The sequence below is a fragment of the Nostoc sp. C057 genome, from assembly GCF_013393925.1.
Classification (GTDB): domain Bacteria; phylum Cyanobacteriota; class Cyanobacteriia; order Cyanobacteriales; family Nostocaceae; genus Nostoc; species Nostoc muscorum_A.
The window spans coordinates 4,659,259-4,683,406 of sequence record NZ_CP040281.1 but is presented as its reverse complement, the minus strand read 5'-3'; the positions used below and the strand labels follow the sequence as shown (position 1 = coordinate 4,683,406).

The window sequence follows — 24,148 nt, the reverse complement described above, 5'->3', positions numbered from 1 at the left end:
AGTTGCAACGGTATCATTAAGGATGAAGTGTAATAGTCAGGATAGTTATAACTCCTTGTTCAGATCCGTAATACCAAAAAACTCGAAAAGCAGCAGGTGTTTTGTTTTCTACATAGGCTTCAAAAATTTCTTCTCCATTGGGCCCTGATAAAGATTCATATTTGTGAGTATTCAAACTAGGGTGTCGTAGGTTTGTTTCCATTAAACCCAGCGTTTTTAAAACTTTTTGGTACTTCTTAGAGTCAGTTTGTCGTAGTTTAGCTAGTGCTGTACTAGCCTCGCTTGAAAATATTATCTTAAAATTCACTATTGCTCAGTTTGGTAGATTAACCCTTGTGACAAGGATTATGTTTTGAAATCAGTGTTCAGGGCTAGTGTCCTGGTGACATCCTCTATTCATCAATTTCTAGATCCGCATACTGGGCAAATGAACCTAAGTCGTGAAGTTCACCAGAACTTGCTTGTTTTATACCAACTTCTAATGAGCTACGAGCTATAGAATTTTGCCATATCCAAAGTTCTCTTTGTGGAATGCTTACAATTGGATCTAGCAGAATTTGTCCTAACTCATTAATCAGCACTCGATAGCTCTTTGCTTTGGCAACAGTACCCAAGGTTAATCGTCCTTTGCCATCAGTTTTGACACTATCTTTAACTATTTGGAAGTCCTGATTTTCAATCATATTGCTGCTATGCTGCTATATCCTAAACTCATTATAAACATCTGTGGGTAAGTGGGTATTGCCCACTTCCAAGAAAATTGCATAAAAAAAGCCCCCAGTATATCTACTAGGGGTGAGAAATAATACCATTTCACTTTATGTTTGTCGAAGATGACCCTGCGATCGCCTCTACTTAGATGAGAGGCTAATTATTTCTCAAATATTACAGCAAAAAGTGATCGGGTATAAAATTAGCCAACATTTGCCAACAGCAATTCTCGTTTTTCTAATTTTTGTACTCTCACCTGAGAGTCATCATCAACATCGATAAGCGCTGTGTCTCCATCTGTAATTTGACCAGACAGCATTGCTTCAGCGAGAGAATCTTCAAGGAGGCGCATAATTGCCCGACGTAATGGCCTAGCGCCATAGCTAGGGTTATAGCCTTCTTGTACTACAAGTTCTTTGAAGCGATCGCTAACTTCAAGAATAATTCCCTTTTCTGTCAAGCGTTTAGAAACTTCACGAAGCATAATTTCAGCAATTTGCTTCACTTCATCCCTAGAAAGCTGGGTGAAGACGATAATTTCATCAAGACGGTTTAGGAACTCAGGACGGAAGTAAGCTTTCAATTCCTCATTTACCAAGGTGCGGATGCGGTTATAACTAGCGTCGGCTTGAGTGTCGAAGTCAAAGCCTAAACCACTACCACCTTTTTCAATTACCTTGGAACCGATGTTGGAAGTCAAAATGATCAGCGTGTTCTTGAAGTCAACTTTCCGACCTTTGGCATCGGTAAGATGACCGTCATCCAAGATTTGCAGCAGCATATTGAATACATCGGGGTGTGCTTTTTCGATTTCGTCGAATAGCAACACTGTGTAAGGTTTCCGCCGCACGGCTTCTGTAAGTTGTCCGCCTTCGTCGTATCCGACGTAACCAGGAGGCGAACCAATGAGCTTGGCGACAGTATGACTTTCCATGTATTCGGACATATCTAGCCGAATCATCGAGTCTTCCGCACCGAAGAAGTAGGAAGCTAGTGCCTTCGCCAATTCTGTTTTACCGACTCCGGTAGGGCCAGAGAAGATAAAGCTTGCAATGGGACGATTGGGATTTTTCAAGCCAACGCGGGCGCGACGGATACCGCGAGATACAGCCGAGACTGCTTGTTCTTGACCGATGAGGCGTTGATGCAGAGTGTCTTCTAGGTGCAGAAGCAACTCTGACTCAGATTCAGTCAGTTTGTTGACTGGTACGCCAGTCCAAGAGGCAACGATTTGAGCAATGTCTTCTTCGTCAACGACAGTGCAGTTGACAGATTGCTCGTTTGGTGTAAATGTTGCTTGCAGTTGTTCTGCGAGTTTTAACTCTTGGTCGCGTAGAGTTACAGCTTTGTCAAAATCTTGGACTCTGACTGCTGCTTCTTTTTCTTTGGTAACGCCAGCGAGTTCACGCTTGAGTTCTTTATTGGGAGAACTTTGGGAGTTCCGCAGACGAACGCGAGAACCAGCTTCATCAATTAAGTCTATTGCCTTATCTGGCAAGAAGCGATCGCTAATATAGCGGTCTGATAATTCTGCGGCTGCGACAAGTGCCGAATCCAAAATTGTGACTTTGTGGTGCTGTTCATAAGCGCCGCGCAAGCCGTAAAGAATTTGTACGGTTTCTTCTACCGATGGTTCACCAACCATAATTGGTTGGAAACGACGCTCTAGGGCGGCATCGCGCTCGATGTGCTTGCGATACTCATCCAGGGTAGTTGCGCCGATGCACTGGAGTTCACCCCGTGCTAAGGCAGGCTTGAGGATGTTGGCTGCATCCAAACCACCTTCTGTACCACCAGCGCCAACCAAGGTGTGAATTTCGTCAATTACCAGAATGATGTTGCCGACAGTGCGAACTTCTTCCACAACTTTTTTGATGCGTTCTTCAAAATCGCCACGGAAGCGAGTTCCAGCTACCAATGACCCCATATCGAGGCTGATAACTTGCTTATCCTGTAAGGTTTCGGGAACATCTTGGTTGATAATTCGTTGAGCTAGACCTTCTGCGATCGCAGTTTTACCAACTCCTGGTTCTCCAATCAACACGGGATTATTCTTAGTGCGGCGACCGAGAATTTGGATAGCCCGCTCAATTTCCTTCTCACGACCAACTACAGGGTCGAGTCTGCCTTCTTGCGCTAATTTGGTCAAATTTCTGCCATATTCTTCCATCGTTAGCGGTTGGGTGCGCTTTTGATTACCACTACCAGCGAAAGCAGGTGCATTTTCACCCAAACGGCGAACTATGGCACTACGGACACTCTTGAAGTCAACTCCCAGATTTTGCAGGACTTTGGCGGCGACACCTTCACCAGCCTCAGTTAATCCTAAGAGTAAGTGTTCTGTGTTGATGTAATTCTGTCCCAGACTATGAGCTTCTTTAAAAGATTGCTCGAAGAGGCTTTTCACCTTGGGAGTGAAAGGAATTTCTGGTGGTACAAAGCCAGAACCCCTACCAATAATTTTTTCTACCTCACGACGTGCGTCTTTGAGGGTAACGCCTAATTCGGCCAGCACTTTAGCAGCAACCCCAGTTCCTTCTCCCATCAGACCCAGGAGAATTTGTTCAGTTCCTACGAAATTGTGTCCCAGGCGACGTGCTTCTTCCTGAGCTAGCATAATTACTCTAATGGCTTCGGAAGTGAAGTGTTCAAACATAATGGGTTCTTGCTCCCTCGCTGCTTGGACTTTGGGTGATATAAAATTCACCCTCATCTAAAGTTTTTTGTATTTTCTTAAGGACTAATGTAACTTTATTTAAAGTTAAGTGGCAGTGGTGAGAGCCGTAAGACATCAGGTGTACTAGCCGTCTAAGAGGATTTAAGAGTTGTGAGTTAGAGGTTAGGAGTAAGTAAGGAGTTCTCAATTTTACAATTAATTTTTCCGTGGAGAAGATGATTTTTTTTGCCTTTTCTGCTCCTCTGCTCTCGGCTAAACTTAGAACTCAGGACTCAGAACGGGCTAAACCCTAACTATCCGCTAACAACACTCAGGACTGACGATGATTGAACCAACGGTTGGTAAAGACCAACAACACCCTCTTTATAATCGCGATCGCCCCCTTATTGATATCTTACTCGCTCAAGAGGCGACAGACTATAACTTAGCAGAATTAGCTAGGCTACGAATGCGTTATCAAGGCTTTCCAGGCGCAAGAGACATCCAAAAAGACCTAAATAAAGTCTTGCAGCAGTGGGGTTTGACCGAAACTGAGCTTTTTGAGAAAACTCGCAAAATTCACGATTTGGGCGGTATTTACAAAAGTCGCGGTAAAAAAGACGAACAGGATTGGAATTAGAAATGGGAATTGGGAATTGGGCATTGGGCATTGGGAATTAATTATTCCCTCATACTTCCAACTCTTGTACAGACGCGATTCATCGCGTCTCTTCTAATTCAGCGATTAATCACGTCTCTCCTAAGTCGATATATAGACTACAAGACTTTGCACTGACCATGATGCCGTAACAAATGGTCACATAATACCAACGCCACCATTGCCTCAACCATTGGCACTGCACGCGGTAATACACAAGGATCGTGTCTTCCTTTTGCTGCTAATAGGGTTTCTTCGCCCTCACGAGTTACAGTCTTCTGCTCTTTTCTGATTGTTGCTGTCGGCTTAAATGCAACTCGCAAAATGATATTTTCGCCGTTGGAAATCCCGCCTTGAATACCGCCAGAACGGTTTGTTACTGTACGGATTTCCCCATTTTGATCGATATAAAATTCATCGTTATGCTCAATTCCCGTTAGTAGCGTTCCCGCAAAACCGGAACCAATTTCAAAGCCTTTGCTAGCAGGGAGAGACATGACACCCTTAGCAATATCAGCTTCTAATTTATCAAATACTGGTTCGCCCAAACCTTTCGGCACATTTCGCGCCACACATTCTACGACACCGCCGATAGAATCGCCTTGTCTACCTATTTGCTCAATTAATTCAATCATGCGATCGCCACATTCAGCATCGGGACAGCGAACGATATTACTTTCTACTTGCTCTAAGGTGACAGTATTTGGATCAACTACACCTTCCAAGTCTTGGATGCGCTTAACGTAAGCAATAATTTCGACATTGGCAACTTGACGAAGAATTTTTTTAGCGATCGCACCTGCTGCTACTCTCCCGATTGTCTCACGCGCTGACGACCTACCCCCACCTTGCCAATTGCGAATGCCATATTTTGCATCATAGGTTGCATCAGCATGAGAAGGCCGATACTTCTGTGCCATCTCGTCATAATCTTGGGGACGAGTATCTTGATTACGTACCAAAATTGTTATGGGCGTTCCCAGCGTTTTGCCTTCAAATACTCCTGACAGAATCTCGCAGGTATCAGCTTCTTTGCGAGGAGTCGTAATTTTACTTTGTCCCGGCCGCCTTCTATCTAGTTCTACCTGAATTTCTTCTGCCGAAATTTCTAGTTGGGGAGGACAACCATCAATCACAACTCCCACACCGCCGCCGTGAGACTCGCCAAAAGTACTAATGCGAAATAAATGACCAAAAATATTGCCCATGATTTTGAGGAAAAAGGTGAGGCTTATGTATTCTACCTAGAGTTCTTCAAAAGTTTGTCTTTGCTTTTTGTAGAATTCTTCGCTATTTTCTAGTATTTATGCAACAGTATCATTGCAGTTCCGGTCATGAAAGCGGACGCATATAATTATCTGCTCAAAGAGCAAATGGTTACACCTGCCAGAAAATCTAACAATTCACAACGGCTTAATTAGGCGTTAACCGATAGATATAGTGAAAAAATTAAGCTCTTTTGCCAACCACAACTGTCACAAGAGTACAAACAAAAAAAAATACGGAACAAAGCTTCTACTTTATACCTATTATCTATCCAATCTCGTTCAAAATTATGGAGTAGCAATTTAACACTATCTCGCAATGGTCGTTGTGCATTGTCAGAGTTTTGTTTTGGTAGCTTGGACGTTGAGTTTGGACGAATTTGGCGTTGCCGTAGCCTCGGTCATAAGCGGCAAGTGGTCTTTTGCCTAACTCACGAGTTACTTGTAGAGGTTTCTGATTCGCTCAACATCCTTGACAAAAGTACATTTCCATAAGATGCACTCATGTAACCGTTGTCTGCGATCGCCTATAGCCATTTACAATACGTAAGTGAGACAAATGACGTAATAACAAGGCTTATAGGCATCAATTCTGAAAATTAAAGAAAAAAATAATTACTAATTGCCTAAAAATTCCGGTTTTTTTGGCTTTGGGATGATAAATAAAAATAATAGCGTTGAATGTCATGCTTCCTACTGCGAAGGATTACTGAAATTCTTCGCTGCTTTCAGGATGACTACTGAGCATCAAATAACATCTGCCGCCAATCAGTTTTTTGCTGAAGATGCTTATACATCAAAAGGCTCTACCACAAAACTTGCTCTAGATGTATCTAAGTAACTATGCTGATAAAGTGTAAAGATGTCACCGTATCTAGGAGTGAATTTTAAAGCAATCGTAAAGGATTTTGTACCATTTTGGCAGGTTTTTATCGGAAAAATGGGATATTAGTAGATTGTACAAATCTTTATTTTTATTCACTATCTACCGACAACTGCTAAGTACAAGCAAATACCGACATAGATAAGTTAAAGTAATTTAATGAAGTAGGAAATAATACATGGTATTATCACTGTCTTCTCATAACGTTATCCAGTATCTGCAAGAAGCGGGGCTGTGTAGCTCAGAAGATGACGCATCAGATAAATCTGAGTTGCCAGGAAGTAGTAAGAACAGTTTCGATTTACTCGTGACTCTAGCAGATAATCGTAAACTGCTCATTAAACAAGAACGTAACGTTAAAAGCAATGACGGCGCTCCTCATGAATTGTTTCAGGAGTGGCTATTTCATCAGTTGCTCCAACAGTTTCCAGTTCTCGGCAATATTTCCCCGATCGCACCGTTGGTAGTTCATTTTGACGAAGAAAATTCCATCCTTGTCCGCAATTACTCAAGTGAATATCGGGAACTTGCGACATTGTACCACAACAATGATATTTTTCCACAAGAGATTGCCACTGCGATCGGCACTACTTTAGCGGGACTCCATCGCGCAACCTACAACCGCCGAGAATATCGGGATTTTATGGCAACTGCTCCCCAAGGAGAGTTTCGCTATGGCTTTTACAATCCGGCGCAAGGGTTAGAGTCAATTGGGCCGGAGATTTTTGGGACGGTTCCCACGGATGCGCTGAAATTTTATTTACTCTACCAGCAATCGGAGAGTTTGGAATCTGCGATCGCAGATTTGGCGTATGACTGGAATCCCTGCTGCTTGACTCACAACGACCTGAAATTGAACAACATCTTGGTTCATTCCAGGTGGGAAAAACTAGACAATTGCCTAGTCAGACTAATTAATTGGGAAGCTTGTTCTTGGGGAGATCCAGCTTTTGATTTAGGGACTTTACTAGCAAGCTATTTACGAATTTGGCTAAATAGCCTCGTCGTAGATCCCACCATTGAGTTACAAGAATCTCTACATCTGGCTTTGACACCGTTGCAGAGTTTACAACCTTCAATTATTGCCCTCATTAGGGGTTATCTAAATGCTTTCCCAATGATTTTGGAATACCGCAGTGACTTTATTGTGCGCGTTATCCAGTTTGCAGGACTGGCACTAATTCATCAAATTCAGGATATGATTACCTGCCGCAAATCTTTTAATAATGCTGATATTTGTATGCTGCAAGTGGCTAAAAGTTTACTCACTATGCCGCAGCAAGGTGTACTGACTATTTTCGGAATATCAGAGTCAGAAATCCTTAATCCTGTAGGGACAGTTCATAAACTTCCTCAGCCTGTAAAAGAGCCACAGCTACTTCGTCTTTATTACGAAAAAACTCGGCTTCGTGGTTGTTAATAGCAGGGAACAGAACAATTATAAATTCTGACTCCTGACTCCTGAATTCTGTTTTAAAGTTTGAATTCTAAATGGATTAATGCTAAATTACTCTATCACTCAACCGCTAAATTCTCTATTCGATATTGCTAAGAATATTCAGATTGAACCAAATTTTTGTATTTATCATCCCAATTATCAACCTTTTGCTCTGCCAACTAAAGTAGCCGATAGATTTCAGCAAAATTCTGTAGATTTACAACAGAAATATCTAACTCTACTGCTGCGGAACTTTCTTTATGGGATCTATTACAATGGCTCTCTACAAAGTACTTTAGCAGTCAATACTGATAGTAGTAATTGCCCATCAAAGCATAATTTAGCAGATAATTCCATCTTAGAAATTGATTGGAACTTTTACGAGCATCTACACGCCAGTAATCACGGCATAGGTTACTTTGACCCTCAATGGCAGGTATTGCGAAAAGAACCTGATGGGACTATGGCTGTGACTAAAGGCGGTTTAACACTTTATGTTGAGCCAGACTGCCATCTCAAATCCAGCAAGAAATCTACCAAAGTGGGTGACATAGTAGCAATCTGGATGCCCAAAAATCGATTGCAAAATGGCTCTTACTTGGCAGTTAGTAATGTCGGACAGGAACGGCAAAGCAACCCCGATGCTGATTTGGGAGCAGGGCGAATTTACTTTAACTTTACGCCATCTGGTGCGATCGCTCTTATGGAAAGTCTGACACTACAATTGAATGCAGCCTCCATTCCCTTTAGCTTTCAGGTTCTTCACAACCCTTCTGCATACGGACGCTATGATTCGGGGCTACTCTACTTTGAACTCCCCGACTATCCAGCAATCCGCACAATCCTTCAGGCTATTTATCCAGAAAATCAATCCCATTTCCAGCCCGAAATCCCCTTGTTTACCAAATTTTTAGCCCCAGGTTTAGGTTTAGCTGAAGAACCAACCCAAAAATTTGCCGCACAAGAAAGTTTTGGGATGAACCGTTGCCAAATTGTCGCTAATGCTTTGTTGGAAGCTTGGCAGAAAGGTAAGAATGCGATGGAGGAACGGATGGGGGTTATTGACCAACACTTTGCGCGACACCTAATAGATTTGCAGCGCCCTTATCTCAATCCCAGTTCTGAGGATATATATAAGCCGTTAAATTGATAGGAAATGGGGAATGGAGCAGGGGAGCAGGGGACAAGGGGACAAGAGATGAGAACTTGAAACAAGTCTTTCCCCTTGTCCCCAATTCTCCTTGTCCCCTTGTCCTCTTCCCCATGCCCAATTCCCAAATTCAAAATTCAAAATTCCACAATCACCGGCGTATGGTCGCTGGGTTGGGTTAATTTTCTGGGTTCGGCATCAATAATACAACTTGTAGCACGTTCATAAAGCACGGGTGTGAGATAGTGATGGTCAATCCGCCAACCTAAGTTGCGACGGAAGGCGGCGGCGCGATAATCCCACCAGCTATAATTTCCGCCTTCTGTGGTGAATTTGCGAAAAGCATCGGCAAACCCTAGTTGCAGAATCTCGCGCAAGGCTTGACGCTCGGTTTCTGTTGCCATAATGTGATTTTCTGTACTCACTTGTTCGTGAATATCCTTGTCTTCTAGGGCGATGTTGAAGTCACCGCACACACAAATTGCAGGTTCCGACAGCGCAAGCACTCGCAAATACTCGTGTAGCGCGGTCAACCAGCGCAGTTTGTATTCATATTTTTCAGTTCCTACTGCTGCACCGTTGGGAACGTATAAGTTAACAATCCGAACACCATCAATTACACCTGTAATGACCCGTTTTTGCTCATCCCATTCGTGGTGTAAATCTGGCAAAATCGCCCTAAACCCGCTACTTACGTTTAAAAGTGGCTGGCGGCTAATCAGGGCTACGCCATTATAAGATTTTTGTCCTGATATATAAAGGTTATAGCCCAACTGCTCAAAAGGCGATCGCGGAAACTCGGCATCCGCAACTTTGGTTTCTTGTAAGCAGAGAACATCAACGGGATTGTTAGTTAACCAATCAGTAACCTGTTCGAGGCGAGTGCGAATTGAGTTGACGTTCCAAGTAGCGATTTTCATTAGTTATCAGAATTTTTTGAAACTTAATAATTACAAATTGTGTAATTATTGTACAATTACTTAATATTTATAATTTCTTTTCCATTTCCCAATTACGTTTAAACAAACCTTTAATCATTTGATCCCATTGAATATTTTAGTATTGTCAGCTACCAAATATTCAATTTTGTAAGTTCTGCTACAAAATATTCTACTTCATTATGATCCCCAAGACAGATGCAACAACTAATTGATTAGTTATACGTTAGAAATGTAACTCAGGGCTGACTTTTGCCGAATAGTCCTTTAAATTTGTAGACAGAAAATTTGCGGGACGGTTAATCGGTATTGCGTTTTTGGTAGCCTGTTAGGTTAATTTAAATGTCAAAATAGTAAGTACAAATGCTTTGTTCTCATACAATAATGATGCAACTCATTATATTGAGGACAATTTCATAGACTGAACCAAAAAAACTTATGAAAATCGCTCAAGTTGCCCCCTTATGGGAAAGGGTTCCACCTCCTAGTTATGGAGGAATAGAACTGGTAGTGAGTCGCTTGACTGATGAACTTGTTCGTCGCGGTCATGAGGTAACATTATTTGCCTCTGGCGATTCTCAAACTTTGGCTTATTTAGAAGCAGTTTATCCGCGTGCATTGCGCTTAGACCCGAATGTTAAAGAGTATGCAGTGTACGAAATGCTAGAACTGAGCCAAGTTTACCAACGTGCTAAAGAATTCGATCTTATCCATTCTCATGTAGGGATTTCGGCATTACCTTTAGCGAGTTTCATAACAGCAACTTCTACAGTGCATACCCTGCACAATAATTTTACTAACGACACCCGGCACGCATTTAGCTACTACCAGAAGCAACCATACATCAGCATTAGTAACTCGCAGCGTCAAGTCGATCTAAATTATGTTGGCACTGTTTATAACGGAATTGAGCTAGCAGATTATCCTTTCGTAGCCCAACCGTCAGAACCTCCATATTTGGCATTTTTAGGTCGTTTTTCGCCAGAAAAAGGGCCACACCATGCGATCGCTATTGCAAAGAACAGTGGTTGGCGCTTGAAGATGGCAGGAAAGGTTGATGTCGGCGACTCTAAGTTTTTTGAACAAGAGATTGCCCCCCACATTGATGGTCAGCAAATTGAATATCTTGGCGAAATTAACCACGCCGAAAAAACTGAACTTCTGGGCAATGCTGCCATAACTCTTTTCCCCATTAACTGGCAAGAACCTTTTGGATTAGTAATGACTGAATCAATGGCAACTGGTACACCAGTAATTGCCATGAATTTCGGCTCAGTACCTGAAGTGATTTCCCACGGTAAAACAGGCTTTATCTGCAAAAGCTATGCAGAAATGACGGCAATGATTCCCCTAGCTTTGGAACTCAATCGTCAAACCTGTCGAAAACATGTAGAAAGCAACTTTAGTGTTAACCAAATGGTTAACGAATATGAAGCTATTTACAGACAAATTATTAAAGACCGCATAGAATCGAATGGTCGCATTTATGCTACGAAAATACATTTTTAATCAACTGCTTTTTCTTGCTGAGTTTAAACAACAAATTTTTTTAAGGAGGACATTGGTATGAGTACGAGAGCCAACACTTGCCCATGTTGCGGTGGTTCCCTCCTGCGTCATGCCCGTCATGGTGAACTATATTGGTTTTGCCTGTCGTGCCGACAAGAAGTACCGTTATTAACTGTTATTCGCTTACCTAATGTGGATACCCGGAACACCGGAGTTGTTCCTCAGCCAGTGGTAAATACCTAGTTCTTGCAATTTTTAAATAGATAAAACTTGACTAGAAATCAATACTGATTTTTTTAGACCTATAAATTAGCTTCAACTGGTAAAATCGGATGGAGCTAATTGATAGGTTTAAAGCTTTGTTAGCAGCGTTACTTTATGGGCAAGAAGATTTACGGTTAGAGCAAGTTGCTGACCCCACTCCGGCGGCTGGCGAAGTTGTGATCCAAGTGGGGGTAGCAACAACTTGTGGTACAGATTTGAAGGTTTGGCGGCGTGGTGGTCATGCCAAGATGTTGAAACCGCCGACGCTATTTGGTCACGAAGCTGCTGGGCGAATTGTTGCCTTGGGTGCAGGCGTTACAAATTGGCAAGTGGGCGATCGCATCGTTGCTAATAATTCTGCCCCCTGCATGAAGTGCTTTTTTTGTCAACGTAAAGAGTATTCTTTATGCCCGAATCTGACATGGAATAACGGGACTTTTGCGGAATACTTGAAAATTCCCGCACCGATAGTAGAGCATAATTTATTGCAGATTCCCGATGAGTTGCCGTGGGAATTAGCAGCGATGACGGAACCGTTAGCTTGTGTTTTACATGGTGTAGCCCGTTCTAATATCAAGCCCAAAGATCAAGTAGTCGTCTTAGGAGATGGGGCGATTGGGCTGATGTTTGTGGCGGCGTTGAGTGAGAAAGCTGAGGTGTTGCTATGGGGAGGTAATCACCATCGGCTAGAAATTGGTCAGAAATTGGGTGCAACCCAGACTTTTAATTATCATCAAATCCCGGATATTCCCAATGTGGTGAAAGAACTCACCCAAGGACGGGGCGCAGATGTAGTGATTGAAGCCACAGGTGTACCAACTGTTTGGGAAACTGCGATCGCCTGCGCCCGTCCTGGTGCAACAGTTAACTTATTCGGTGGATGTCCACGAGATACCAGCATTACCGTCAATACAGAACAGCTACACTACAGCGAACTGACAATCAAAGGCGTGTTTCACAATACACCAGAATATGTGCGGGAGGCGTTGGCACTAATCGCTAGTCGCAAAATACCCTTTGAGTTACTTATTAGTGAACAGCGGCCATTAAAAGATTTAGAACAGGTGTTTTGTGAGATGAAGGCGCGACAAGTAATTAAGGTAGCGATGATTCCTTAGATCATGTTAATTACAGTGTGAGCAAGAATTTAATAACCAATACCCAATGCCCGATGCCCTACTTAAAGACGATTAATTTCTTTTGTAACTAACTTCCAGCCTTCAGCTTGGTCAATTAACTTCATCGAATCTAGTTGGAGATTGTTCAAAGCAGATGCATGAAGTAGGAAGTAGGGTTGCCCGTTGTAGTGCCAATAATATTCCAGTTCGCCAACAGAAGCGGGAATAATGGTGCGATCGCTATAATAATCCAACGAGGGACGATGGTAGGGAAAAGATGTGTAAATCTTCCTCGTAGCCGGATTTGCCCGCGCAATCATAGCGGCGACTGGTTTAACTGGATAGGCTTCAGATAATTCCCAAACCCAGTAGTTAGATTTCATTAACAACAGTAGCGAAAGATAACTTCCCCAAAACAAAATCTTCAGAAATTGCCCGTCGCCTCGTTCTGCCAAAATAGCTGCTAAGGTCATAGTTAAAGCGACTGCGGCAAAAATCAGTTGTAAGTCTGTTTGTGATGTTGTACCCCAACTGAAATAAATGCTACCAGCAGAAGCAACTACAGCAAGTATCGCCAAACCAGCAACCCAAGCGCGGGGATAGGATGAAAGTAAAGGCGAATTTTCTGTCTCTGATAACTGGATACCAAAAGCTAAAGCTAAACTGGGGTAAATCGGGAATAAATACCAGGGGACTTTGGTAATCATGAAAGAAATTACCAATAGATAAACACCACTCCACGCCATTACTAGTTTTGCCCAGCTAAGGTTGCGATTTTCCCAGGTTAAGCGGACAGTTTGCGGTAAGAATAATAACCACGGCCATGTGTATTTGAGAAGTTCAACCACATAGTACCAAGGTGGTTCAGAATTACCCTCTACAAATGAGCCAATTCGACCTAGTGATGGGTTTACAAGCCCAACTTGGGCGAAAGTGTAACCATAATGAATTAGTTGGGCACTATACCAACCAGCTACAGGCAAAATGCCAATGAAGATTGCTATCCACAGATAGTAGCAGGTGAGCAGCCGTGGCGTATCCCAAAACAGAAATACGATCGCGATCGCACCTAGCAACACACCTAGCAGTCCTTGAGTTAGGCAAATCAACCCAAAACTGACACCAACACCAAGGCAATAACGTAAATCTCGGCGCGATCGCAACACGCACAACATCATCACCATCAAAAAACTTACCATCGCCCCATCCAACATTGCCAGCCGCCCATGACGCACCACAGGTAGCATTGTTAGATAAATTAAGGCGCTATAAATAGCAGCCCAACGTTGGCGAAATATCTCTCGGGCAATGCAATACAGTAAAGGTACAGATGTGGCTGTTAAAATTGCTCCAGGTAGGCGAGTTGTGAACTCATTTTCGCCTCCTAGAGAATAAGCCCAGGCAATTAGCAAATGTATCAAAGGCGGCTTGTTATGATATGGTTCGCCTCCTAGCGTTGGGAAAAGCCAACGCATTGAACCTGCTGGGGCGTGCCAAATTTCACGAGCAACCTGTGCCACAGTCCCTTCATCCCAATCTCGCAGGGGCAATCCTCCCAGATTGATGCTAAACAGTAATACTGCTGCCAACAGCAATACTATTAGCCATACCCAATCAATCCATCTGCCAACCGTGCGATGCTGTTTTTCTAGATGACTCCAAATAAAGCTTCCTTCTTGCATATTCTATGTTAATCATTTTACTTGCTGGTTTGATTACATAGAGACCAAAGTGAATCTCCAATGTTGCCACCCAGTAGCAACGTATATTCTTAACAATTGCTAGTTTCCAAGATTAACTCAACTTTATCTAATTAGCGCTATTTTTTGAAAAATTTATCTTAACTATTGAAACAACATATAAATCGGAAAATGATAAAAATAATACAGTCAAAAAATTATTTATCACCTGTTCCTTCGTCCGTAAATTAACTTGTATTTATTTTGTTTTGAGCATGATGCTTAGTTTAATTTTTATCTCCTTAGTTTTTATCTAGCTAAATTCAGAAATATATGGAACATTTGTTGCAGTGGTTTAAGAACGTGCTGAATACTTAAATAAATTAGTTTTAATTGATTTGGATAATAATATGACTTACGCAAACAATAGCCAAAACCCTGATAATTCGGTAAGGGCAAGCTACTGCGACACGCTGCGCGAACGTACAGAAGAGGCTTACCGCAGAGTATTACCCCTAGTGCATATACTTTTGGGTGAATACTTAAGTAATTACCAATATTTTTTAAATCTTCCGGTTCTTTAGCATTTTACCTTGGAATTTATTCTAAGGCTAATAGCCTCGTTTCTAGCCAGAGGCTTGAAATGCACGTCATTGCCTCTGCCGAAAGTTAACAGACAAAGCCTCATTTTAGGCATTCCCATCCGAAGACAGAGAACGAGATAATGATACACACTAATGAGCAATAGAATTAAATATTAGAAAGGTTTTATTAATCACAATTTGGTAAATTTTAGAATTACTTCGTGGTTAAATAGTGAATAATTTAGGTATTGCTAGGGATATATTATTTATTTTTAACACTGGCATTAAAAAATAAAAATAACTTGTAATTGCAACTCTTTATTCTGAATAGTAATCTTAATTTGTCTGATAAATTCTCGAAAGTAAAATCGTCGCTCTGTTTCCGACAAATCTAACCAAAATTGGGGTATTGAAACAGCTTGAGCAACAGAACGCAAATTAACTGGGGGAAGAGTCGCCAACTTTGCTTCAAGTGCAGAAATTTCTGTGCGGAGTTTGTAAGCCCTTAGCTTTGCTGTTTCAACATCTAAAATTCCAGTTTCGATTAAAGCAGGTAATTGAGCAAGTATTTCTTGCTGACGAGCGATCGCTTGCCCTAAATTATTCTTGACTGCATCCAATTGGGGAAAATTCACCCCCGCGACAGCTAAGGGTAAGTCACGGCAAACGTTTTCAATTGTATGTTCCAACACTTCTTGGTAGGAAATAGCCTTACATTTGGGGCGTTGAGGACAGCTAGTAGAACGCAAATAAAGATACTCCTTATCTTGGTTGCGTTGGGTGACACGAGTAACTGTCAAATGTGACTGACACTCAGCACAGACAACCAATCCAGCTAAAGAACGTTTAGCACTAGCAGTTCGGGATGGTAAACGGCTATTACGGCGTAAAAGTCGGTCAACTTGGGCTGCTTCTTCTTTAGAAATTATCGGAATATGTGTATTAGAGATAATTTCACCATTTTGGTAAGCTGTATTGCCGCGATAAACTGGATTAGTCAACCAGCGTCGCCCAGTTGTGACAGAGATTTTTTTGCCGTATTTTTTCGCCAAGTAACGAACCGAACCCCGCAGGGAACCATAGAGTAAAAAGTGTTCAAAAAAATCTTTGACTACTGGTGAAGTACTGCGATCAACAGTATATTTTCCCTTACCTCTGCGATAGCCGTAGGGAACTTTGCCAGGTGGCGGTGCAACCTCAAGCCGATTACGGGCGTGTCCTTGACGGATGCGACGACTACGTTGTTGGCGTTGGATTGCATTTAGCAAATTCAGCAAGTCAGCACCCAAAGGATAATTTTCGGAAGTATAGGGTTGTTCTGTAGCGATTATCGCTACTCCCATCGCTTCGAGTTTATGTAAGCGATCGCTAATTTCCTCTACAGTATCCCCTAATTCTTCCAGTCGCCGAATCAAGAGATAATCTGCTGGTTCAGTTTCGCAATCGGTAAATAATTGTTGTAATTGCGATCGCGTAGCGTGTCCGTAGGACTCTCGCGTAGTCTGTACATAAGACTCTGGCTTACCCAAATCTTCATAAACCCGATCCACCTCCCATCCCCAATCAGCTTGATCGGGAGAAGATTCTAATAGTGGATTGGTGTAAGAGTAAGCAATTATTTTCATTTGTCATTTGTCATTTGTCATTGGTCATTGGTCAATAATCAATAAATAGTTCTTCTTCCCCTGCTCCCTTGCCCCCTGCTCCCCTGCCCCTTGCCCCTCCTCACTGCTGACTCAATTCAATAATATTTCCATCAGGATCTTGAGTGAATAGGGCAGGGCGACCGGAAGCGCTGGGTTGAATGGGATAATTATGATCGAGCAACTCTTGTTTTGCAGCGTCCAAGTTAGCCACTGAGAAAGCGACGTGGGGGTTGCGTCCCCATTTTTCGTTGGGGTTTTCGGTAGGGACAGTAGGTGCAACTATTAGGTGAATCTGATAGTTACCGACTTGATACCATGCACCAGGGTATTTCAGCGAACGATCTATTTTGGATAATCCCAATACTTTGCCATAAAAGTGTTCAGAGCGTTCTAAATCAGTCACAAGAATTGCTGTATGGAGACTTTGGGTAATCTGCATTGTCGGTAAGTGCGATCGCGTTTATCTAAATTTTGACGTACTTTGAACCCTTATGAAGTACTTATTCTCCACCCCTAGTAGAGCTTGTTATTACCAACATATTTTAAAGTTAGGTAAGGGTGTATTAGAGTCAGAGTATGCGGTTGAAAAATTTGACAGACCTAAATCCTGACAGCAGTTGACTAATGGGGAGACACTGAATTAAGAGATAGTCATTGTGCAAATAAGCGATCGCATGGATTTTTTTGACAATAACTTAGCTTGTTTCTAGACAAAAACAAATAATCAGGTAACTAAAATGGCGAAAGAAATAGAGCGGAAATTTTTAGTGAAAGGAGATAGCTGGAGAGGATTAGTTGAAGGTAGTGTATATCGTCAAGGATACATTGCCACACAAGACAAAGTGGCTGTACGCATACGTATAGTAGGGGAAAAGAGTTATTTGACTATTAAAGGCCCCAGTATAAAATATTCTAGATTAGAGTTTGAGTATCCTATTCCTGTTGAAGATGCTCAAGAAATGCTTGAGGCATTATGTGAACGTCCTTTTATAGAAAAAATCAGATATAAAATTCAATTGGGTGGTTTGATTTGGGAAATAGATGAGTTTGATGGTGTTAATAAAGGATTAATTTTGGCAGAAGTTGAACTGACTAATGAAAATCAAGAAATTGAACTACCAAGTTGGATTGGACAAGAAGTTTCTGATGATTCCAGATATTTCAACAGCAATTTAGTAAAACACCCTTTTTCACAATGGTAATGGCGAAAATATTGGGAACATCCTAATTTGGACAGCAAACTGCTGGTCAAATTTTCGGCATCGACTACAGTCAAAGTCACCCTTTTTAAGGCAATACAGTTCAGTTAAGCATTTCTTTATTCTCTCAGTGCCCTCTGCGTCTCTGTGGTTCATAAAAAAATTGACTTTGGCAAAGAGTTTTAGCCTTAACTGAACCGTATTGAAGGCAATACTTGTCGGTTTTTGGGGGAAAGAGACTCATGTTAAAGGAGAAAAACCTTATATATCAAGCCTTTCAGTCCTTTTCCCTTTTAGCGAACAGTACTGAGCGCCAAGGGAGTCTCCACCATGAGCAGGTGGCATGGATTTAGAGGCATCTAGAACTTTTGATACCCACAATGAGACTTTTAAAACATCCCATAACGCATTCGACGCAGAATCTGTTGTTTTAACCATTGAGGACAAAAATTATACTTGTTCTTTATTTTTTTTAGAAAGTTTTCGCCACAGACTTAACTCTCTGAATGAGTAATATTAATAAATTTTAATAGACTCTTGTTTTTTAGCGCAATTTATGTAAGTCTCATAAGTGTATACTACGTTAAACTGGTCGAATTACAGTAGTATATTCAGTAAATTATCTGAGTTAGCCAATAAACTCAAAATTTAGTGCCAAATAAACTTTTAGCCTCTATTACCTGACTTTTCCACATAACGTGAAAAGTCCACCAAAAACCGAACCCTCTTCCCGACGCGGGAAGCAGGAAAATTCAAAATCTCTATCCTAAAAGGAGAGAGGTTTTCCAGATGCCCTGAAAAGTCAGGAGTGTTAATGAGTTAATTACCCTAAATTAATTTTTTTTGAGGTTGGGGTTTCCAATCTTAAAAAAGGTCTTTTATGAATAAAACTGTCAAGGAACTCACAATCAATTTAGTGGCATTAAATATAGTTTTATTAAGCACACTCGGTCTTTTCTGGAAAATCTTAAATCGGTGAAGGAGTCCAATTAGGTGGAGAAAAGGAACCCAAAACTCAGAAGCTAAACAAGCTACTTAACTATCCACAAGTGAAAAACTTTATTAAAAAACAATATTAGGGACAAATAGTACGTGTATTTTAAATGCAAATGAAAGATGAGAATTTATTGCTTCGTCTTTCACAAATTAGGACTTACTAAACTTAAGCTGTAACATTACTGGAGAGTAAACTTATGTTTTCTGGACAAATTGAAAGAGAATGTTTATATGGAGAAAATTGGACAATTTCGCAAAAAACTAAATTACCAGATAATCTACAGTTATTAGTGGATCAAGAAGAAGTAGGATGTGATATCTGGGAATTGCAGAGGCAAGAGTCTGATGATAAGCCGATTTATCCAAATCTTAATCAGGCTTCTGCTGCACTACGGCGTAAATAAACCACCAATTCAACATCAACGAAACACTTCCGATATAAAAATTCCGCCTTCTTTGCGCGTCTCATAGATCGTTATTCAAGAAGTAATTAAGCGACTATTCTATATTTTGGTGCATCATAATGAGTTCTAAAGAGCATACTGCTCTGACCACTGATAGGAATTCGCTGACGCAACGAAGTACCGTTGTAACTTTAGCAAAGACGCGATCGCATTTCCGCAGCCTCTCCAAGAGAAGCATCTCGAAGAGAAGCGGCTTGTCGTAAGATTAGCGGTGGCTAATGTCTACTACAATCAGCCGCTACTGGCTGATATGGAGCGTAGCTTAAGCAGGTGGGATTTATTAAGTCTTGTGCAACTCCTTCGTGAACCGCCTGTATTACGAGAAACAGTGTTGAACATTGCACTAATATTTGCAGCCTTTCATGCTACCTGGGTTACTCTACTTTTTCTACTAGAATCTCCTCCATATAATATCTCCAGCTATTTCATGCAAAATTGAGTTCATCCTGTAAATCTCCGCAATTTGTTTTACCTAGCAAGAGAAGGAATCAATAATTAATGGCACATCTGTTTGAACCATTCAAGATTCGTGAAGTTACCTTCCGCAACCGCATTGCTGTTTCACCCATGTGTCAATATTCCAGTACAAATGGATATGCTAATGATTGGCACGTTATTCATTTAGCTTCTCGTGCAGTAGGCGGTGCGGGTATAGTGTTCACAGAAGCAGCAGCTATAGAACCGCGTGGGCGCATTAGCCCGCAAGATTTGGGAATCTGGTCAGATGCACATATAGAAACTTTAGCCAAAACTGTGGCATTGATTCATAACTTTGGAGCTGTTGCAGGGATTCAACTTGCTCATGCAGGTAGAAAGGCCAGCACTGCCAAACCCAGTAAGGGAGGGAAAACGCTGGATGAATCTCAGGAAGGTTGGCGGCCCTTAGTTTCGAGTAGTGCGATCGCTTTTAGCCAAGATAGTCCAGTTCCAGAAGCCCTAAGTCTTGAGGGAATTCAGGAAGTTATTGATGCCTTTGTCCAAAGTACTAAACGTTCTCTGCAAGCTGGTTTTAAGATAGTGGAAATCCATGCTGCTCACGGTTATCTACTCCACCAGTTTCTCTCACCCCTTGCTAACCAACGGCAAGATGATTATGGTGGTAGCTTTGAAAACCGGATTCGTCTGCTCATAGAAGTTGTTCAAGCAGTTCGAGAGGTTTGGCCCCAGACAAATCCACTCTGGGTACGTATTTCTGCTACCGATTGGGTAGATGGGGGTTGGGACATTGAGCAAAGTATCGCTTTAAGTGACAAACTTAAGTCTCTAGGGGTTGATCTCATTGATACTTCATCAGGGGGGATTATACCGGGTGTCAAGATCCCAATTCAACCTGGTTATCAGACTCAGTTTGCCGAACGCATCCGCCGCGAAGCCAATATCCATACAGGAGCCGTAGGGTTAATTACAGCCCCTGAACACGCTGACGAGATTATTCGCACAGAAGTAGCCGATATAGTGTTGTTAGGACGTGAACTACTCCGCAATCCTTATTGGCCGCATCTGGCAGCTAAACAGTTAGGACACGATAAACTCTGGCCTGTTCAATACGATCGAGCTTGGCTATGATGTCACTTGTACTTAATTTACTATTTGGCGGTAGGGGAAATTTATAAATTGCCCCTACCTGAAAATTAAGGCTTGAGACGCTGCGCGTAGCTTGCTTCCACGGAGTGGTACGCTATCTGCTTTTTCGTACAAAATTCATTCTGACTCCTGAATTCTGACTCCTGAATTCTGACTCCTGAATTCTGTTCGATAATTAGAAATTAATTTATGAGCCTTCTTTGGCAAGTTGAGCTTTTGCCTGTTGCCACAAATTTTCTAATTCATCCAAACTGTAATCAGAAAGGGGGCGAGCGACAACTGCCTCCATTTTTTCTAATCGCTGGACAAATCGCTGATTTGTACCTTGCAAACCAGCACTAGGGTCAAGATTATGCCAACGGGCTAGCTGAATAACTGCAAAGAGTAAATCGCCTAATTCTGCTTGTTGTCGCGCTGGTGTTTCTTCAGCTAAAGCCTGTTGAAATTCACCCAATTCTTCATGAAACTTATCCCAAACGCCCTGAATATTTTCCCATTCAAACCCAATAGCAGCAGCTTTTTGAGAAATCTTCATCGCTGCTGTCAACGGGGGAAGGGTGCGCCCATAACGACCGAGTTTAGCACTAAGTTTTTGCGCGTCTGGGGATGATTCGCCTTTTTCCTGCGCTTTGATTTGTTCCCAATTTTGCCGCACCTCATCCACACTGGCTACTGACACATCACCAAACACATGAGGATGACGGCGAATCAACTTTTGGGAAATCCCCTGAGTTATTTCTTTGAGAGAAAATTGTCCAGATTCGCTAGCGATTTGGGCTTGCAATACCACCTGTAATAATAAATCGCCTAATTCTTCTGCGATCGCCTTCTGATCCCCACTCTTAATTGCATCCACCACCTCATAAGCTTCTTCAATCACATAAGGCGTAAGCGTTTCAGCAGTTTGCGCCAAATCCCACGGACAACCACCATCAGGCGATCGCAATTTCGCCACTACCTCAATCAATTCCTGCAAAGCTGCCAAAGTCTCAACTTTGTCATTTGTCATTTGTCATTTGTCCTTTGTCGTTCTGCCGTTGCTCTTTCTGGTAACTGTAGCTCGACGAGTACCGCGACTTGTAACTTTCCGCTTCTTCATTTTGCCACTAGGAAGCAACCCCCGAACCCCCTGCTTTCGCACGCGCTTGTATGCCGAACCACTCCAATCGCTCAGAGAATGGCTCATTGCACCAAGTTCCAACCCTAAAAACAGGGCGATATATTCAGTATCATATTGCAGGAGCGATCGCCCCACAGTTTGTCCCAAATCTTGCCAAGTAAAACTCAGATTCCATAATTTTTCGGCAATTGCCAAAACCAAAATTGCCAAGATAGCTAGCAAACACCCTAGATAAAGTATTCGCAGAATCGTGCCAATAATTGGCCCGTGGGATAAAAAAGAACGATGCCGTAGACTTTTTTGATAAGGTAGCCAAATCCAGCGCAAGAAACCCCAGCGTTGAAATTGCACAGAGTAAATATCCAAATCGGGGCCAAACATCAGCCCTCCAAATAGAAACCCGCCTGCAACCAACAAAGTCGCATTGCTACTGCGAGTCTGCCAGAAAGTAATGCCCGCCACCAACGGCAGAGCATACATAGTAATGCGATCATGCGTCCGACCAGAGGGCATCCTGAATCCTGTTAGCGATAGCGGGGCGTTTAGCCCGTGCTGAGTAACTTAATACTGAGCCAGTATAAGAGAAAAAAAGATTTTCCCAAAACTACTAGCGCAATGCAAAATCCTCTGCTATATTAGTTAAGGATTGGTCAAGCGGGCGGTTAGCTCAGTTGGTAGAGCGCCTGCCTTACAAGCAGGATGTCATCAGTTCGAGTCTGGTACTGCCCATTAATTAAATAAAGGCTAGAAACAGCTTAGATGCAGTTTCTAGCCTTTTTTAAACGATTCACAATTCTTAATTAGCTAGCTACTATTAACCCATCTTGCATATCTTCAGAATAGAGAGTACTTGCTCTTGCAGATAGGGTTAGGTCTGTATTGGAATTATGGGACTTCCAGAAAATAAATTATCCAGTAGTTACGGAGTTAAGCCTAATGCGCCGCCTACAGATAACAGGTGCGTTACGCTGTCGCGCTAAAACACCTTACTGGAATGTCCTTAATTCCTAATTCCCAGTCAAAATGCCTAATGAAATTTGGTTATCACAATTGCAAAAACATCGTGCGATCGCAGTTATCCGCGCCCCTAAACTTGAAGTGGGACAGGAAATGGCAATGGCTGTAGCATCTGGGGGAATGCAACTGATTGAGATTACCTGGAATAGCGATCGCGCTGGAGAATTAATCAGTCAACTACGCTCAAAATTACCCGCTTGTACTATTGGCACTGGTACGTTATTCAATGTGCAACAGCTACAAGAAGCGATCGCATCTGGGGCGCAATTCCTCTTCACACCCCACGTTGACTCAGCAATGATTCAAGCAGCACAAGAAAAAGATATACCTATCATCCCAGGAGCCTTGACTCCTACAGAAATTGTTACCGCTTGGAGTCAGGGCGCTAGTTGTGTAAAAGTGTTTCCCGTACAAGCAGTGGGAGGAGCTGATTACATTAAAAGTTTGCAAGGGCCACTAAGTCAGATTCCCTTAATTCCTACAGGCGGTGTCACTCTGGAAAATGCTAAAGAATTTTTGCAAGCCGGAGCGATCGCTGTCGGTTTGAGCGGTGAATTATTTCCCAAAAAGCTTGTCACAGAGGCAAATTGGCAAGCGATCGCATCTAGGGCAAAAAACCTCCTACAACAGTTAGGTTAAATTAGAATCAAATCATTAAAAATTCACGTCTATTAAAGTAATAGATAGGGAATAAAAGTGAAACCTGATAAGTTTCTCAAGACTTCATGATTTGAGTGTGAGTGTATCTAAAATGAAAAAACTGATTTATCCTGACTGGGTGCATCGCTTAAAAATACTACTTACTGGTACAGCACTGTCTTTAAGTGTTTTTACTACTACTGGAACGAGTGAAGTTTGGGCAAATTCCAAAGATCAAGTAATTGCCCAAAAAATCCAGACATTACAACAATCAGAGCAGCGCTGGATTCAAATTGACCTTTCAAAGCAACGATTAATAGCTTGGGAAGGTGACAGAGTAGTTTATGGAAGTGCTATTTCCTCTGGTAAAAAAGCTACTCCCACTCTTGTTGGGACTTTTAAGGTTCAATCTAAGTTCAAAACTACGCGAATGCAGGGAGAAAACTATAATGTTCCCAACGTTCCTTATGCGATGTTTTACGAAGGTAATTATGCTATTCACGGAGCTTATTGGCATAAGAGATTTGGCACTCCAGTCAGCCACGGCTGTGTGAATATCGCACCCAAACATGCAAAATGGCTATTTCAGTGGGCATCAGTAGGGACACCGATAGTCATCCAGAAATAGTA

Annotated in this window: 22 protein-coding genes and 1 tRNA gene; 13 read left to right on the top strand and 10 right to left on the bottom strand. The window is 42.1% G+C overall.

The window, feature by feature from the left end:
* Positions 1-16 precede the first annotated feature (16 nt).
* The 3 genes from FD724_RS20140 to FD724_RS20130 form a co-directional block, all read right to left on the bottom strand.
* Positions 17-307 carry a hypothetical protein gene (locus FD724_RS20140; RefSeq protein WP_179073848.1) on the bottom strand — a complete coding sequence of 97 codons (291 nt, stop codon included), beginning with the start codon at positions 305-307 and terminating at the stop codon, positions 17-19.
* A gap of 85 nt (positions 308-392) precedes the next feature.
* Positions 393-683, bottom strand: a complete 291-nt coding sequence (locus FD724_RS20135; protein ID WP_114081326.1) for a hypothetical protein — start codon at positions 681-683, stop codon at positions 393-395.
* A gap of 230 nt (positions 684-913) precedes the next feature.
* The gene (locus FD724_RS20130; protein ID WP_179075565.1) at positions 914-3,367 is read right to left on the bottom strand and encodes an ATP-dependent Clp protease ATP-binding subunit; all 2,454 of its coding nucleotides are present in this window, start codon (positions 3,365-3,367) and stop codon (positions 914-916) included.
* A gap of 343 nt (positions 3,368-3,710) precedes the next feature.
* Here FD724_RS20130 and FD724_RS20125 point away from each other — a divergent pair, with 343 nt between their 5' ends.
* Complete coding sequence (locus tag FD724_RS20125) at positions 3,711-4,007, top strand: DUF3288 family protein (protein WP_114081327.1); 297 nt, start codon at positions 3,711-3,713, stop codon at positions 4,005-4,007.
* 137 nt (positions 4,008-4,144) lie between these two features.
* Here the strand turns inward: FD724_RS20125 and aroC are convergent, their stop codons facing one another.
* Positions 4,145-5,233, bottom strand: coding sequence for a chorismate synthase (aroC, locus tag FD724_RS20120; RefSeq protein ID WP_179073847.1), 1,089 nt, complete (start codon positions 5,231-5,233; stop codon positions 4,145-4,147).
* 679 nt (positions 5,234-5,912) lie between these two features.
* Between aroC and FD724_RS20115 the strand changes: the two genes are divergently transcribed.
* From FD724_RS20115 to FD724_RS20105, 3 genes are all read left to right on the top strand, one after another.
* On the top strand, positions 5,913-6,131 hold the full coding sequence (locus FD724_RS20115; RefSeq protein ID WP_179073846.1) for a hypothetical protein: 219 nt from the start codon (positions 5,913-5,915) through the stop codon (positions 6,129-6,131).
* Between the two features lie 220 nt (positions 6,132-6,351).
* Positions 6,352-7,593 (top strand): phosphotransferase family protein, encoded by a 1,242-nt coding sequence (locus tag FD724_RS20110; protein WP_179073845.1) that lies wholly within the window; start codon positions 6,352-6,354, stop codon positions 7,591-7,593.
* Between the two features lie 79 nt (positions 7,594-7,672).
* The gene (locus FD724_RS20105; RefSeq protein WP_179073844.1) at positions 7,673-8,761 is read left to right on the top strand and encodes a T3SS effector HopA1 family protein; all 1,089 of its coding nucleotides are present in this window, start codon (positions 7,673-7,675) and stop codon (positions 8,759-8,761) included.
* 137 nt (positions 8,762-8,898) lie between these two features.
* On the opposite strand, the gene xth is transcribed toward FD724_RS20105, so the two are convergent.
* Entirely contained in the window at positions 8,899-9,681 is a 783-nt protein-coding gene (gene xth, locus FD724_RS20100; RefSeq protein ID WP_114081333.1) for an exodeoxyribonuclease III, read from the bottom strand.
* A gap of 456 nt (positions 9,682-10,137) precedes the next feature.
* On the opposite strand from xth, the gene FD724_RS20095 reads away from it, so the two are divergent.
* The 3 genes from FD724_RS20095 to FD724_RS20085 all read left to right on the top strand — a co-directional run bounded on the left by FD724_RS20095 (position 10,138) and on the right by FD724_RS20085 (position 12,590).
* Positions 10,138-11,208, top strand: coding sequence for a glycosyltransferase family 4 protein (locus tag FD724_RS20095; RefSeq protein WP_179073843.1), 1,071 nt, complete (start codon positions 10,138-10,140; stop codon positions 11,206-11,208).
* Between the two features lie 57 nt (positions 11,209-11,265).
* Entirely contained in the window at positions 11,266-11,451 is a 186-nt protein-coding gene (locus FD724_RS20090; RefSeq protein ID WP_083782393.1) for a hypothetical protein, read from the top strand.
* Between the two features lie 116 nt (positions 11,452-11,567).
* Positions 11,568-12,590, top strand: coding sequence for a zinc-binding dehydrogenase (locus FD724_RS20085; RefSeq protein ID WP_179075564.1), 1,023 nt, complete (start codon positions 11,568-11,570; stop codon positions 12,588-12,590).
* Positions 12,591-12,652: 62 nt separating this feature from the next.
* Here FD724_RS20085 and FD724_RS20080 read toward each other — a convergent pair whose 3' ends face one another.
* The 3 genes from FD724_RS20080 to FD724_RS20070 all read right to left on the bottom strand — a co-directional run bounded on the left by FD724_RS20080 (position 12,653) and on the right by FD724_RS20070 (position 16,938).
* The gene (locus FD724_RS20080) at positions 12,653-14,272 is read right to left on the bottom strand and encodes a glycosyltransferase family 39 protein (protein WP_179073842.1); all 1,620 of its coding nucleotides are present in this window, start codon (positions 14,270-14,272) and stop codon (positions 12,653-12,655) included.
* An 865-nt stretch (positions 14,273-15,137) separates the two neighbouring features.
* Positions 15,138-16,478, bottom strand: coding sequence for a recombinase family protein (locus FD724_RS20075; RefSeq protein ID WP_179073841.1), 1,341 nt, complete (start codon positions 16,476-16,478; stop codon positions 15,138-15,140).
* Positions 16,479-16,578: 100 nt separating this feature from the next.
* Complete coding sequence (locus tag FD724_RS20070; RefSeq protein ID WP_179073840.1) at positions 16,579-16,938, bottom strand: VOC family protein; 360 nt, start codon at positions 16,936-16,938, stop codon at positions 16,579-16,581.
* Positions 16,939-17,236: 298 nt separating this feature from the next.
* Here FD724_RS20070 and FD724_RS20065 point away from each other — a divergent pair, with 298 nt between their 5' ends.
* The 3 genes from FD724_RS20065 (at position 17,237) to FD724_RS20055 (ending at position 20,724) form a co-directional block, all read left to right on the top strand.
* Entirely contained in the window at positions 17,237-17,701 is a 465-nt protein-coding gene (locus tag FD724_RS20065; RefSeq protein WP_179073839.1) for a CYTH domain-containing protein, read from the top strand.
* Positions 17,702-18,891: 1,190 nt separating this feature from the next.
* On the top strand, positions 18,892-19,098 hold the full coding sequence (locus FD724_RS20060; RefSeq protein ID WP_179073838.1) for a hypothetical protein: 207 nt from the start codon (positions 18,892-18,894) through the stop codon (positions 19,096-19,098).
* Between the two features lie 558 nt (positions 19,099-19,656).
* Entirely contained in the window at positions 19,657-20,724 is a 1,068-nt protein-coding gene (locus FD724_RS20055; RefSeq protein WP_179073837.1) for an NADH:flavin oxidoreductase/NADH oxidase, read from the top strand.
* Between the two features lie 205 nt (positions 20,725-20,929).
* Here FD724_RS20055 and mazG read toward each other — a convergent pair whose 3' ends face one another.
* The gene (gene mazG, locus FD724_RS20050; protein WP_179073836.1) at positions 20,930-21,751 is read right to left on the bottom strand and encodes a nucleoside triphosphate pyrophosphohydrolase; all 822 of its coding nucleotides are present in this window, start codon (positions 21,749-21,751) and stop codon (positions 20,930-20,932) included.
* 3 nt (positions 21,752-21,754) lie between these two features.
* Entirely contained in the window at positions 21,755-22,375 is a 621-nt protein-coding gene (locus tag FD724_RS20045) for a metal-binding protein (RefSeq protein ID WP_179073835.1), read from the bottom strand.
* 143 nt (positions 22,376-22,518) lie between these two features.
* On the opposite strand from FD724_RS20045, the gene FD724_RS20040 reads away from it, so the two are divergent.
* From FD724_RS20040 to FD724_RS20030, 3 genes are all read left to right on the top strand, one after another.
* Positions 22,519-22,591, top strand: a tRNA-Val gene (locus FD724_RS20040).
* A gap of 294 nt (positions 22,592-22,885) precedes the next feature.
* Entirely contained in the window at positions 22,886-23,518 is a 633-nt protein-coding gene (locus FD724_RS20035) for a bifunctional 4-hydroxy-2-oxoglutarate aldolase/2-dehydro-3-deoxy-phosphogluconate aldolase (protein ID WP_179073834.1), read from the top strand.
* Between the two features lie 112 nt (positions 23,519-23,630).
* Positions 23,631-24,146 (top strand): L,D-transpeptidase, encoded by a 516-nt coding sequence (locus FD724_RS20030; protein ID WP_179073833.1) that lies wholly within the window; start codon positions 23,631-23,633, stop codon positions 24,144-24,146.
* Positions 24,147-24,148 lie beyond the last annotated feature (2 nt).